The sequence below is a fragment of the Brevundimonas pondensis genome, from assembly GCF_017487345.1.
GTDB lineage: Bacteria > Pseudomonadota > Alphaproteobacteria > Caulobacterales > Caulobacteraceae > Brevundimonas > Brevundimonas pondensis.
On the sequence record NZ_CP062006.1, the window covers coordinates 2,168,596 to 2,181,620 of the forward strand.

Annotated in this window: 13 protein-coding genes; 5 read left to right on the forward strand and 8 right to left on the reverse strand. The window is 69.4% G+C overall.

The features are described from left to right. Positions 1-151 precede the first annotated feature (151 nt). Positions 152-1,627 (reverse strand): DUF2793 domain-containing protein, encoded by a 1,476-nt coding sequence (locus IFE19_RS17865; protein WP_263972771.1) that lies wholly within the window; start codon positions 1,625-1,627, stop codon positions 152-154. Positions 1,628-1,847: 220 nt separating this feature from the next. Between IFE19_RS17865 and IFE19_RS10880 the strand changes: the two genes are divergently transcribed. Beyond that, positions 1,848-2,807, forward strand: coding sequence for an endonuclease/exonuclease/phosphatase family protein (locus IFE19_RS10880; protein ID WP_225910247.1), 960 nt, complete (start codon positions 1,848-1,850; stop codon positions 2,805-2,807). Here the strand turns inward: IFE19_RS10880 and IFE19_RS10885 are convergent. From IFE19_RS10885 to IFE19_RS10910, 6 genes are read right to left on the reverse strand one after another with little or no spacing between them, the layout of a single operon-like run. After that, positions 2,782-3,987 carry a CCA tRNA nucleotidyltransferase gene (locus IFE19_RS10885; protein WP_207822221.1) on the reverse strand — a complete coding sequence of 402 codons (1,206 nt, stop codon included), beginning with the start codon at positions 3,985-3,987 and terminating at the stop codon, positions 2,782-2,784. The genes IFE19_RS10880 and IFE19_RS10885 overlap by 26 nt on opposite strands. After that, positions 3,984-4,646 (reverse strand): NUDIX hydrolase, encoded by a 663-nt coding sequence (locus IFE19_RS10890; protein ID WP_207822223.1) that lies wholly within the window; start codon positions 4,644-4,646, stop codon positions 3,984-3,986. The genes IFE19_RS10885 and IFE19_RS10890 overlap by 4 nt, the downstream gene beginning before the upstream one ends. Then, positions 4,643-5,194 carry a DUF1285 domain-containing protein gene (locus IFE19_RS10895; protein WP_207822226.1) on the reverse strand — a complete coding sequence of 184 codons (552 nt, stop codon included), beginning with the start codon at positions 5,192-5,194 and terminating at the stop codon, positions 4,643-4,645. The genes IFE19_RS10890 and IFE19_RS10895 overlap by 4 nt, the downstream gene beginning before the upstream one ends. Before the next feature lie 50 nt (positions 5,195-5,244). Continuing rightward, on the reverse strand, positions 5,245-5,754 hold the full coding sequence (locus IFE19_RS10900) for a GNAT family N-acetyltransferase (RefSeq protein ID WP_207822228.1): 510 nt from the start codon (positions 5,752-5,754) through the stop codon (positions 5,245-5,247). Between the two features lie 51 nt (positions 5,755-5,805). Further along, positions 5,806-6,582, reverse strand: coding sequence for an enoyl-CoA hydratase (locus IFE19_RS10905; protein ID WP_207822231.1), 777 nt, complete (start codon positions 6,580-6,582; stop codon positions 5,806-5,808). Continuing rightward, positions 6,579-7,652, reverse strand: coding sequence for an MBL fold metallo-hydrolase (locus IFE19_RS10910; protein ID WP_225910248.1), 1,074 nt, complete (start codon positions 7,650-7,652; stop codon positions 6,579-6,581). Before IFE19_RS10910 ends, IFE19_RS10905 begins: the two co-directional genes overlap by 4 nt. A 115-nt stretch (positions 7,653-7,767) precedes the next feature. Between IFE19_RS10910 and IFE19_RS10915 the strand changes: the two genes are divergently transcribed. From IFE19_RS10915 to IFE19_RS10930, 4 genes are all read left to right on the forward strand, one after another. Further along, a complete protein-coding gene (locus IFE19_RS10915) occupies positions 7,768-8,679 on the forward strand; it encodes a hypothetical protein (protein WP_207822233.1) in 912 nt (303 codons plus the stop codon). A 103-nt stretch (positions 8,680-8,782) separates the two neighbouring features. Further along, the gene (locus tag IFE19_RS10920) at positions 8,783-9,568 is read left to right on the forward strand and encodes an exodeoxyribonuclease III (protein ID WP_207822235.1); all 786 of its coding nucleotides are present in this window, start codon (positions 8,783-8,785) and stop codon (positions 9,566-9,568) included. Between the two features lie 3 nt (positions 9,569-9,571). After that, positions 9,572-10,087 carry a hypothetical protein gene (locus tag IFE19_RS10925; protein ID WP_207822237.1) on the forward strand — a complete coding sequence of 172 codons (516 nt, stop codon included), beginning with the start codon at positions 9,572-9,574 and terminating at the stop codon, positions 10,085-10,087. Positions 10,088-10,163: 76 nt separating this feature from the next. Then, complete coding sequence (locus IFE19_RS10930) at positions 10,164-11,084, forward strand: cobalamin biosynthesis protein CbiG (protein ID WP_207822239.1); 921 nt, start codon at positions 10,164-10,166, stop codon at positions 11,082-11,084. Between the two features lie 184 nt (positions 11,085-11,268). Here IFE19_RS10930 and recN read toward each other — a convergent pair whose 3' ends face one another. Beyond that, positions 11,269-12,966, reverse strand: coding sequence for a DNA repair protein RecN (gene recN / locus IFE19_RS10935; protein ID WP_207822242.1), 1,698 nt, complete (start codon positions 12,964-12,966; stop codon positions 11,269-11,271). Positions 12,967-13,025 lie beyond the last annotated feature (59 nt).

Below are 13,025 nucleotides of genomic sequence, written 5' to 3' on the forward strand. Positions count from 1 at the left end.
TCCTCCGGATCACAAGGGGCGGCCGGTTTTCGCCAGTCGCTGCCCAGTTGCTCGAAACAGTCATCGGGACTCAGCCGTTCAGGCGCAGCCCAGGCCTCCTCGTCCAGCAGCTCGGGTTCGAGAAGACGATCAAGGTATCGGGTCATGAGTTTCACCCGATCGCCGTCAGCCAGACGACGCCTGCCGCCCCGCGCCCCCCGCGCCGGGCGTCGAGGTCGCTGCGCCCCCGCCTCCGCCGCCCGCGCCGAACAAGCCTCCGGCCGCGCCGTCGCCTCCTCCGCCCGAGGCGTTGCCGCCGCCGCCGCCGCCGCCGCCGCCGCCAGCCCAGGAAAGGACCGGCGCGGGCGATACCTGACCAGGCAGGCCGGAGGTCGCACGCCCGGCGCCGCCCATCGCACGCGCCAGCGCCACAGCACCATCTCCGCCGTTTCCACCGCTGAAAGCGACATTGGCCGCGCTGACGCCGCCGCCTGCGCCGCCGCCTCCAGATCCGCAGGAACAGTCCGTAGCCTGGCCGCCGCCGGCGTTGGCTCCCGTAGACGAGCTTCCGCCGCCGTTCGCCCGCGCCGCACCGACGCCGCCCACGCCGCCCAGACCGAATGTCGCCCCGCCCCTGCCGCCTTCGGCCCTCAGGATCGTCACGCCTCCGATCGTCAGCACGCTGTCCAGCCCCGCCGCGCCTGACGCGCCGCTGACCGTCCCGCCGGCTCCGCCGCCGCCGACCGCCACCGTCAATCCGGCGACAACTGCCTCCGTCGGCCACAAGGCCGTCACCGCGCCGCCTGCGCCGCCGCCGCCGCCGCCCGGCCGCGCTGCGCCAGAAGCGCCCACGGCCCCGCCCGCCGCCGCCGCCGCCGCCCACAGCGACCGCTTCGATCCAGCGCGCCCAGAGCGGAGGCGTCCAGACGCCATTGCCGGTCATGACGGTCGTCTCGCGCCGTGTCGCGCCACGCATGAACCCCATTCGCCCGCTGACGCGATCCACGGCGAATACGTCCCGCCAGCTCCCACCGTCAGCGCTGACCTTGAGCCTCAGGTCGTCGTCGCCAATCAGGCCCAGTTCAGCCCGCCCGCCCCAGCCGCTCTGGAACAGCAGGGACAGAACGTCCGGCGCTCCCTGTTTGTTGAAGGTGAAGCGCAGGTCGCCGTCGCCGCCGCTCTCGCTCTCCAGCGCGGTCCACAGGGCCTTGTTCAGCCGGGCGGCGACAACGTTGGCCGCGTCCGCCTCAGTGTTCACGCCGAGGCGAGTCAGATTCTGCAGGGCGGCGACCGGTTCGCCCGCCAGAGGCGCCCAGGTCCCGGCGCGGCGCACCAGCACCTCCTGGCTGTCCAGCACCACGGCCAGCAGGCCGTCGGGCGCCTCGACCTCCAGCCATCCGCCCGCCTCGGCCCGCATCAGGCTGCCCGCCGGACGCCCGGCCCAGGACGCGCCGATTGCGCCAGCCGGCAGGATATAGAGGGCGCCGTCAGCCGGCGTGGCCGGTTGCGCCGCCCTCGTGCGGCTGACCACGGCCGTCTGGGTCAGGGCGTCCAGACGCGTGAGCGCCTCGTTCAAGGTCACATGCTTCTGCAGCTGTCCGGCCGCCAGATAGGGCAGGCCCAGCCGCGCGCTGGCGTCGTCGCTCATCAGATACCTCCAAAGGTTGGAGGATCAGTCTGCTGAGGCCGGTCGCTACGGTGGGCAGATAGGCCGCAGCGGATCGCAAGCCCGGGAAATCACCGGATTTGACGCGTCAAATTGCGCGCGAAGTTCCGCCTTCGACGTGCGTCCACGCCCTCGACACGCGCCGCCCCGGTCGGATAGGCCAGGGACGCGGTCCGCCGCGTCAGTCCGCGAGGAAGTCCGCTTGATCTCTCCGTTGAAGGCCGTGGTTCACCTGGCCGCGCTCGGCCTCGTCGCCGCCCCTGCCGCCGTCGCCCTGTCGGCCCTGTCAGGGATCGGCCACCGTTGGACCGACCTGTTGGCCCAGTTCGTCGCCCCGGCCCTGGCCGCGACCCTGGTTCTGACCGTGATCTGCGCCTTGCTGAAGTTGCGCCCCGCCATGATCGCCGGCCTCGGCGTCACGGCTCTGTTGATTCTGGCTGTCTGGCCTCAGTGGCTGCCGAGGGGCGGCGCCCTGCCCCGCGAAGGCGCACCGACCCTGACCCTCTACTCCGCCAACCTGTGGGCCTGGAACAGCGACGTCGACGCCATCACCCGTTCCATTCAGGAATCCGACGCCGATATCGTGGTGCTGGTTGAACTCGGAGACGCGCCCTCGGCCCAACTGGACCGCGTGCTGGCGGGCTACCCCCACCGCGTTCTCAACGCCCGTGTGGATCGGCCCAGCGGAGCGGCCCGCGCCGCCATCGCCTCGCGCTATCCGCTGACCGCCGTCGCCGACCGGGCCGACGGCCTGGTCTCCGTGGCCGCCGTGGCCCAGACTCCGCTCGGCTCCGTCAACATCATCGGCGCCCACCTGACCCGGCCCTGGCCCTTCCAGTATCAGTGGGGACAGATCAATCAGGCTGCGGCCCTGGCCGCTATCCGTCACGACATGACCGGGCCAGTCATCGCGGCGGGCGACTTCAACAGCGTCTCCAGCGCCCGTATCGGCCGTCAGATTCAGGCCGAGGCCGGTCTGATCCCCGCCCCTGGCTGGCCCGGCACCTGGCCCTCGGCCGCCCCCTCGGTGGTCGGCATGACCATCGACCAGGTCTGGCGCTCGCCCGATCTGGCCCTGCTGGATCGCAAGCTGGGCCGCAAGACCGGCTCGGACCACCGCCCGGTCATCACCCGGTTCACGCTGGCGGCAGAAGCGCCCTGAGCCGGTCTTCATGGCCGTGGTCGGGGAAGTCGTCGACGATCCAGCCGGCCTCGAAGGCCTGCAGCACCCGTCCCGTCTCCGGCCCGGGCTTCAGGCCCAACCGCGCCAGGTCACGCCCGCCGACCGGCAACGCAGGCCGTGACCAGCCCTCCGCCAGGGCCAGCAGCCGCCGCGCCGCTTCGGCGTCGCCGCCCGCCGCCCAGGCCCGCATGACGCGATCCTCGAACGCCTGTCGCCCGTCGCGATAGATCGCCGTGCGGGCCTGCGGGTCCGTCAGCCCCGTCGTCGCTTCACCGCTGACCGCTTCAACCAGCCTGTCGCGCTGGGCGTTGGATAGTCGCAAGGCGCGCGAGATCTCGGCCACCCGCGCCGGCTCATCAGGCAGCAGGGCCGACAACCGCAGCACCGCATCCCCGCTCAGCTCCGTCATCACCTCAAACCGCGTCAGGTCTGCGGGCTGTCCCAGCACGCGTTCCAGCACGCTCGCCTCATCCATCAGCCGCACCGCCGGACGCGGATCGGGCGCGGACAGCAGTTTGAGCAGTTCCTTGGACACCCGCTCAGCCGACAACTGCTCGACGCCCTCGGCCAGGGCCGCACAGGCCGCCACCGCCGCCGCATCCGGCGCGCCGCGTCCGTACCAAGCGTAGAAGCGATAGAAGCGCAGGATGCGCAGATAGTCCTCGCGGATGCGTCCCTCAGGCTCGCCGACAAAGACGATCCGTCCCGCCAGGGCGTCGTCGTAGCCCTGCTCCGTCGGGTCCAGGATGACGCCGTCCGCGTCGGCGTACAGGGCGTTCAGGCGAAAATCGCGCCGTCCCGCATCCTCGGCCCAGTCGGTCGTGAACGCCACCGTGGCCCGCCGTCCGTCGGTCGAGACGTCGCGGCGCAGCGTAGTGATCTCAAACGGCTGGCGCTCGGAGATCGCCGTCACCGTGCCGTGCTCGATCCCAGTCGGAACCGAGCGCAAGCCCGCCGCCTTCAAGGCCGCGACCACCACATCGGGCGTCAGGGTCGTGGCGATGTCGATGTCGTCGATGGGCGCGCCGATGAGGGCGTTGCGCACGCAGCCGCCGACGAAGCGCGCGCAATCCGGTCCGCCCGCCGCCGCCAGCGCCGCCATGACCGCCCGCGTCGCCGGGGCCGTCAGCCAGGCCTGCCCCTGCAGCCGATGGCTCACGCGGCGTCCTCGGCCGCCGCCGACAGGGGCTCGGCCTCGTCGCCATAGAGCCGCCCGAACAGGCCCTTCAGGATGCCCGCCGTCGCCCCCCAGATATAACGCTCGCGATAGGGCATGGCCCAGAACCAGCGACGCGGCCCCTCCTCGGGATCATAATAGTCCCGACGGTGATTGATCGGGTCCATCAGGAAGTCCCAGGGCGCCTCGAACACCTCAGCCACCTCAGCAGGCGAAGGGGTGACTTGCGGCGGCTTCGTCAGCCAGCCAACCACCGGCGTCACCAGAAACCCGGTCCCCGTCTCGTAGGGGTCTCCCAGCCCCAGCAGTTCGACCGCGCCAGGGTCCAGCGCCACCTCCTCAAAGGCTTCGCGCAGCGCCGCCTGCCCCGCCGTCTCGCCGGGGTCCAGACGGCCGCCGGGAAAGGCGATCTGGCCGGTATGGCTGGCCAGACTGTCCGAGCGCCGCGTCATCAGCACCGTCGGGCCGTCGTCATGCATGATGATCGGCACCAGAACGGCGGCGGGCCGCAGTTCGCGCGGCGGCCGCGCGGTTCCGGGGTTCAGATCGTAATCAGAGCGGATCGCGGTGCGTTCAGGCGTCCACGACGCCACCGGGTCCAGCCGCGCGATCAACCGCTTCTTCAAGCTGTCGCAGCTCATTCCAGCCCTCCCAGAGAGAAAGCCTCATCGCCGGACCGCACCACCAGTCGTCCATCCGCCGCACCGGCCCGCTCGACCAGCTCATAGAAGACCGGCCGCACGATCCGCGCCCACAGGTCAGCCCGCACATGGACGCGCGGGGACGGTTCGCCGGTCACGGCGTCCGTCTCGACCTCGATGGGATGATCCACCCCAGCCTCGACCACATCGCCCATGTCGGTTGTGAAGTTCAGAACCCCATCCACCGACTGCACGGCCACGGCCCGGAACGGCAGATCCTCGACCTGGATCTTCAGCTTCTCGACAGGCGTGACCAGATGATAGCCGTCCGGGTCCTTGCGCAGCACCGTCGAGAACAGGCGCACCAGCTCGGCCCGGCCGATGGGCGAGCCTTCATGCATCCACACCCCGTCGGCGCGGATCAGGATGTCGATGTCGCCGCAATGTTCGGGATGCCACAGATGCACCGGCGGCAGGCCGCGCCCCGGCGTTTGCCGCGCGGCTTCGGCCACGCCGGACAGGCCCGACGATGTCGCTGGGTTCGTCATATCCGAACTATGGGGCGCGTCGCCCGGCAAAGGAAGGTGTGAGCCCGTCCTCAGGCGACGGAACGGACCAGACCAACCGGAGCAACCTCGGTGATCGGCAACCACATCACCCGGCGACGGTCCACCGGCCCCGACAGGACAGCCTCCGGCGCGGGCAGAAAACCGAAGCGCGAGAAATAGGGCGGGTCGCCGACCAAAAGGACCCCGTCCAGCGCCATCGTCTTCGCTTCGTCGATGCAGGCCTGCACCAGTTCCGCGCCCAGGCCGCCACGCCGGCTGGCGGCGTCCACAGCGACCGGCCCCAGAAACACAGAGCGCGCCTCGCCCACGGTGATCGACCACAGCCGCACCGAGCCGATCAGCCGCTCGCCCTCATAGGCGCAAAAGCCCGCCGCCAGGTGCGCCGCTTCGCGCAGACGCTCCGCCGTCTTGGCGAACCGGCCAGGACCAAAGGCCGCCAGAACCAGGGCGTCGACGGCCGCCGCATCGCCCGATCGCTCTTGCAGAATGCGGACCGGTGTTACGGTTTCGACAGCAGTTGGGGCGACGACAGCGTTCATGCGCGGCGCCTAGACCCCCTGCCCCCTCGAATCAATCGCGTTTGCGCGAATTCAGCCCGCTTTGGTGAAATCCGGGGCGCGTTTCTGGCTGAAGGCCATGAAGGCCTCCATGGCTTCAGGGCTGCGCATTTGCGAGCCGAAGGCGTGGGCCTCGCGTTGCATCAGGCTCCACAGGGTCTCGGCGTCGCGCATCAGAGCCTTGGTCTTGCGGATCGAGTTGGGCGCGCGGGCCGCCAGCTTGTCGGCCAGCTGACGCGCGGTCGCCTCGACCTGATCGGCCGTCACCGCCCGGTTGGCCAGACCCCAGGCCAGGGCGGTCCTGCCGTCTATGGCTTCGCCCAGGGCGAACAGCTCAAAGGCCCGCTGATGACCGATCGTGGCCGGCAGCAACAGGGACGACGCCGCTTCCGGCGCCAAGGCCAGGTTGACGAAGGGAACCGACAGCAGGGCGTCCTCGGCCACCACCACCATGTCGCAATGCAGCAGCAAGGTCAGGCCGATGCCCACAGCGCGACCGCGCACCGCCGCCACGGCGGGCTTGTCCAGATCCGCCAGGGCCTTGAGGAAGCGAAACACCCCCATCTCGACCAGATCGCCGCTCGTCTGCGAGCCCAGGGCGATGAAGTCAGCGATGTCGTTGCCCGCCGAAAACGAGTCGCCCTCGCTGCGGAACAGGACCACGCGCACTGCGTCATCGACCTTCGCCTTTTCGGTGGCGTCGGCCAGGGCCGCATACATGGCCTGGGTGATGGCGTTCTTCTTGTCCGCCCGATCAAAGGCGACGGTCAGGACGCCGCCGTCCAGATCGATCTTGATGTGTTCGCTCATTGGCTCGCCTCCGTCAGTGTCCACCAATCGACGCCCGCCTCATCGCGGTTGCGCCGGGCCCGCCCCTCGCGGGCCAGATAGTTCAGATGAGCGATCGCCTCGCCCGTCGCCATGCTCAGCACCTCGTCGCCCACCGGGCGCGCGAACAGGGCCGAAAAGACATCGACGGCCCGGCACGGCGCCTTCAGCGTTCGCTCCAACCGTTTCAGCGCGGTCTCATGCCCCCGGATCAGGGCCTCCAGACGCGTCGTGACGCCATAGAAGGGCTCGCCGTGCGACGGCAGGACGAACAGGTCTTCCGGCAGGCGCGTCTTCAGCGCGGCCAGCGACCGCAGCCACTCCCCCAGGGGATCGCCCTCCGGTTCGGTCGGCCAGACCGAGACGTTCGAGGAAATGCGCGGCAAGATCTGGTCCCCCGCCAGAAAGACCCCGTCACGTTCGCGCCAAAGGCAGACATGCTCCGGACTGTGGCCTTCCCCGATCACGACCCGCCAGTCGTCGTCGCCGACGCGCATCACATCGTTTTCCGCCAGACGCAGATAGGCCGAGGGCATGGCCGCCACCGCCTTGCCGAAACCGCCGTAACCCGTGCGCCAACGCGCGATCTGTTCATCATTCCAGCCGGCGGCGCGATAGAAGACCGCGCCCTCGTCCGGGGCCGGCCGCCCCGTATCGACCAGCAGCATCCGCCCTGTCACATATTCCAGCCGCGACATCAGCAGCGGTGCATTGAACCGCGCGCACAACCAGCCCGCCAACCCGATATGATCCGGGTGCATATGGGTGCAGATGACGCGCTTGATCGTCTTTCCGGCCAGCGGCCCGGCCAGTGCAGCATCCCAACCTGCTTGGGACGCGCCAGTTTTCAGCCCGGTGTCCACCAGGGTCCAGCCCTCGCCGTCCGCCAGGGCGTAGACGTTGATGTGGTTCAGGCTCAGCGGCAGGGGCAGGCGCATCCACAGCACGCCAGGCGCGACCTTGATCGCCTGACCCGGCTCAGGCGGCGGTCCCGACGGATAGGTCAGGCCGCGCTCCACGCGACTGTCTGATCCTGCGACGCCGTCGGCCAAGTCCGTCTCCTATCGAAACCATCTCTTTATGGGGCTAAACTCCCCGCGTCCATCGCCTTGACCCGAGCGATTTCGAACGGCAGGACGTTTTCTCCCTTTGACAGGAGCGTCACCCGTGGCTCTGAATTCCCGTATCCTGGCCGTGTTGGCCGCGGTCGCCCTGACCGCGACGACAGCTGCGCCCGCCTTTGCTCAACGCACCCAGAATCAACAGTCAGAAGCGACGGAAAGCAGCCCCCGGCCGCTTCGCGGTCGCCAGCGGACTCCTCGACAGCCCAGCGAGGCCGAGGTTCGCGCCGACGTCCAGGGGCATCTGACCGCGATCGGCAACAGCTGCCAGATCGCAGAGGCGAAACTTCTGGGACAGACGGCCGAGAAGACGTCGCTCTATGAAGTCGCTTGCGCGACCGGGCCTGGCTATCTGGTTCTGGGCGGCACGCCGCCCACGGCGATGGACTGCCTGGTGCTGGCCTCCACTGCAGAAAAGGCGCGTGCGCGCGATCCTGAAGCCCAGGTCGGCCCGCAGTGCACCCTGCCCGCCAACGACAATGCCCAGGCTGTTTTCGCCGCCTATGCCCGCGAAGCCGGAATGGACTGCCAGATCGACGGCGCGACCATCATCGGCGCGGCTTCGGACGGCGCGGTCGTCTATGAGATCGGCTGCGCCGGTTCGGACGGCGCCCGCATCCAGAAATCAGCTTCAGGTTGGACCCGCTCGTCCTGTTTCGAGCTGATCTCAATCAATGCGACCTGCAGCTTCACCCAGCCCGCCGAGCAGGCCGCGACGCTGAAGTCCTGGCTGGCTGGCAGCGACGCCGCCAACTGCGATGTCCAGCAAGCGCGCTTCATGGGCCAGAACGCCAACGGCAAATTCTATGAAGCCACCTGCGCCGGCGCTGACGGCGTGATTGTCCGTTTCAACGCGGAACAGGCTGTCCAGCAGATCTATCCCTGCGCCACCGCTCAGCAGATCGGCGGCGGCTGCAAGTTGACGACCACGCCCCCGGCCGCGACGCCGCAAGCCTGATCCACATCGGATCATCAGACGAAGCGCCGCCGGAGCGATCCGGCGGCGTCTTTGTTTCTGGCGACCTCTTTTCGCCGAACGCGACGCGGCTTAGCCTTGGGCCATGCGCATCGCCACCTGGAACGTGAACTCGGTCAACGCCCGCCTGCCCACCGTGCTGGCCTGGCTGGAAACCGCCAATCCTGACGTCGTCTGCTTCCAGGAAATCAAATGCGTGGACGAGAAATTCCCGCGCGAGGCCTTCGAGAGCCTAGGCTACAACGTCGAGACCCACGGTCAGAAGACCTATAACGGCGTCGCCATCCTGTCGAAATTCCCGCTGTCCGACATCCGGCGCGGCCTGCCCGGCGACGACAGCGACGAACAGGCCCGCTACATCGAGGCCCTGATCGAGGCCCCGGCCCCGGTGCGCGTGGCGTCGATCTATCTGCCCAACGGCAATCCGCTCGGCACAGAGAAATTTCCCTACAAGCTGGCCTGGTTCCAGCGCCTGCACAACCACGCCAAGGAACTTCTGGCCTACGAAGAACCGCTGGCCCTGTGCGGCGACTACAACTGCATCCTGACGCCCGACGACGCAGCCAAGCCCGAGGACTGGGTCAACGACGCCCTGTTCCAGCCGGAAACGCGCGCGGCCCTGAACGCCATGAAGTGGCTGGGGCTGGCGGACGCCCACGACCTGGGCGGCGAGCCCAAGGGGACCTACACCTTCTGGGACTATCAGGCCGGCGCCTGGCAGCGAAACAACGGCATCCGCATCGACTACGCCCTGCTGTCGCCGCAGGCGACCGACCGCTTCCGGGGGATCGAGACCCACCGCGAAGCCCGCGATATGGACAAGCCCAGCGACCACGTCCCCGTGGTGGTCGACCTGGACCTGGAGGCCTGACCCATGGGCGAGACGTTCAGGGTCATCCTGCTGATCGCCCTGACCGCCGCCTTCCTGACGACGGGCGCCCTGATGCTGTCCTGGTGGATGGAGCCGGAGCGACGGCTGAAGCGGGCCCTGTTGAAGTCGCTGGGGGCCAAGGCCGACACCGAAGCTCTGTCCCCTGCCGAGGGCCGCGCCGCCGGTCTGGATTTCGACGGCGGCCAGGTGGTCGTGCTATGGAGGCGTGGCTCGCAAGGCCTGGTCTATAGCTTTGACGAGGTCGAGGGCGGCGAAATCATCGTCGACGGCCATGTCGTCGCCCGCGCCCGGCGCGGCGCCCTGCGCAAGGATCTGGACGTCGTCGTGCCCGAGGCGGAGCAGGTGGTGCTGCGCCTGATGTTCAGCGACACCCGAAGCCCCGAGTTCGAGCTGGCCCTGTGGAACGCCGACCTGCCGGCCTCCACCGGCTCGCCGTCCGAGGCGCTGCGGCTGGGGCGCCGCTGGTTGTCGCACGTCGAAGCCCTGATGAAGCGCTGATCGCCCTTCCCGGCCTCGCCGTGGAAGGCTAGAACCCCCGCCTCTACTGTTTACTGCGTTTCTTCAGGAGCCCGCCGTGGCCCGTCTCTTCGACGCCTACATCATCGCCGACTGGACCGCCGCCGAAGGCAAGAAGCTGGGCGAGCAGACCCTATGGGTCGGCGTCGCCAAGCGCGACGTGCGTTTCCGCCTCTATACCGAGACCCACAACGTCGCCACGCGCGCCGAGGGCGAGGCCCTGATCGCCGACCTGCTGGCCGAGCACCGCAAGCGCGGCGACCGCGTCCTGGTCGGCTTCGACTTCGACTTCGGCTTCCCCGCCGGTACGGCCGCGCGCCTGAATCTGGACGGCCGCCCTTGGGACGCCCTGGGCAAGTTCCTGGCCGCCAACATCGTCGACAAGGCCGACAACACCAACAATCGCTATCAGGTCGCGGCCAAGATGAACCGTCTGATGACGGATCAGCCCTGGCCCTTCTGGGGCGCGCCCGCCAGCCAGGCCCAGCGCTGGCTGACCACGACCAAGCCGCCCGAAGGCGCCGGCGCCGACATCCCCGAGTTCCGAGCCACCGAACTGGCCGCGCGCAAGGACAAGCTGCCGCCCAAGAGCGTCTGGCAGATGCACGGCGCCGGCGCCGTCGGCGGCCTGACCCTGCTGGGCGTGCCCATGCTGCGCCGCCTGCTGGACAAGCTGGGCGCCTCGGCCGCCGTCTGGCCCTTCAACACCGGCTGGCGTGAGCTGACTGAGGCCGACGTCGAGCCCCTGTCGGCCGTGGTGGTCGAGGTCTGGCCCGCCCTGTTCGACGCCAAGCGTCAGGTCAGCGCCGAAGGCGTCAAGGAATACAAGACCCAGGCCCAGGTCCGCACCGCCGCCGAAGCCTTCGCCCAGATGGACGACGCCGGCGAGTTGCAGAAGGCTTTTGCGCCCCCGAAGACGGCGGACGAGGCGCTGGTGGCTCAGGTCGAGAGCGAAGAAGGCTGGATCCTGGGGGTCTGACCTTCTTCCTTCTCCCCTTGAGGGAGAAGGTGGGCGCCGCAGGCGCTCGGATGAGGGTGTGAGCGCGCCGGTTTCGATGGCCAACTCTCCCTCGGATCGCAGAATTTCTAGAGGCGGCGCCGGCACCCCTCATCCGTCATGCTCCGCATGACACCTTCTCCCTCAAGGGGAGAAGGAAGGCGTCCTACCCGATCAGCACCCGCGCCGCGGCCCGCGCCTCATCCGTGATCTCCGCCCCCGACAGCATTCGGGCGATCTCTTCCTGACGGGGGTGCGGCTCCAGCACGTCGATGGAGGTGCGGGTGTGGCCGTCCACGTCGGCCTTGCGGACCTTCCAGTGGGCGTGGCCGCGTGAGGCGACCTGAGGGCTGTGGGTCACGACCAGGACCTGGGCGCCGTTCGACAGGCGTTGCAGGCGACCGCCCACGGCCTCGGCCACGGCGCCGCCGACGCCCTGATCAACCTCGTCGAAGATCATGACCGGCTGGCGCTGGTCCTCGCGGCTGGCCAGGGCCGCCTTCATGGCCAAGGCGAAGCGCGCCAGTTCGCCGCCCGAGGCCACGGTGTCCAGCGGACCGAAGGGCGTGCCGGCGTTGGTGGCGACTTCGAAGCGCACGGTCTCGACGCCCAAAGGTCCACGACGGCCCTCGATGGGCTCCAGGGTCACGCGGAACCGGGCGCGATCCAGTTTCAACGGGCCAAGCTCGCCCATGACGGCGGCGACCAGACGGTCCCCCGCCGCCTCGCGCGCCGAGGTCAGCAGCATGGCCGCCACGTCATAGGCCTCAATGGCCACGGCCACGTCGCGGCGGGCGTTGGTCAGGGCCTCGGCCCCGTCCTCGATCAGACGCAGCTGCTCGCGCAGGCGAATCCGTAACCCCGGCAGGGCGTCGACCGTGGTGTTCAGCTTGCGGGCGGCGGCGCGCAGGCTGAACAGCCGCTCCTCGGCCTTGTCCAGACGGCCGGGCTCGAAGTCGAAGGCGTCGGCGGCCGCGTCGACGGCGGCCACGGCCTCGGTCGCCTCGACGAGAGCGCGGTCCACGGCCTCGGCGGCCAGGGCCAGCTTGACGATGATGGGGTTGTCGCCCTCGGCCCCTGCCTGCACCGCCCGCTGGCGGGCGTGCTCGACGGCGCGCAGGGCCGAGGCCAGACGCTGGCTCAGCTTGTCGCCGCCCAGCAGGTTGCGGGCGTCGGCCAGATCGGCCACGGCCTTTTCCGAAGCGCCCAGGATGGCGCGCTCGCCGGCCAGTTCGGTCTCTTCGTCCGGCTGCGGGTCCAGGGCGTCGAGTTCCGACAGGTTAAGCGCAATCTCCTCGGCCTTGGCGGCGGCTTCGGCGGCTGAGGCTTCCAGTTCGTCCAGACGCCCCTGCGCCGCTTTCAGACGCTCGGCGGCGGCCGCCACGCCCGACAGCTGGGGTTGCAGGCCGCCGTAATTGTCCAGAAGGGCGCGGTGAGTCTTCCAGTCCAGCAGGCCTACCGTCTCATGCTGCCCATGCACCTCGACCAGCAGGGCGCCGATTTCGCGCAGGGCTGTCACGCCTGCCGGCTGGTCGTTGACATAGGCGCGGCTGCGGCCGTCGGCCGAGACGACGCGGCGCAGGATCAGCTCCTCGCCCGGCGCGACCTCGAAGCCGCGCTCGGCCAGAAGGGCGATCAGGACCTCGTCGTCGGGCGCGGTGAAGACGGCGGTGGCGATCGCCTGTTTGGCGCCGGACCGCACCAGGCCCGCGTCGCCGCGCGCGCCGAGCGCCAGGCCCAGGGCGTCCAGGATGATGGACTTGCCGGCCCCGGTTTCGCCGGTCAGCACGGTCAGCCCCTCGCCGACCTCCAGGTCGAGGGCGTCGACGAGGACGACGTCACGGATCGAGAGAGTGGTCAGCATGGGCCAGCGTGATTCGACTTTACGGCCCACTGTAGCCGGAAACAGAAAGGGAACGCAGC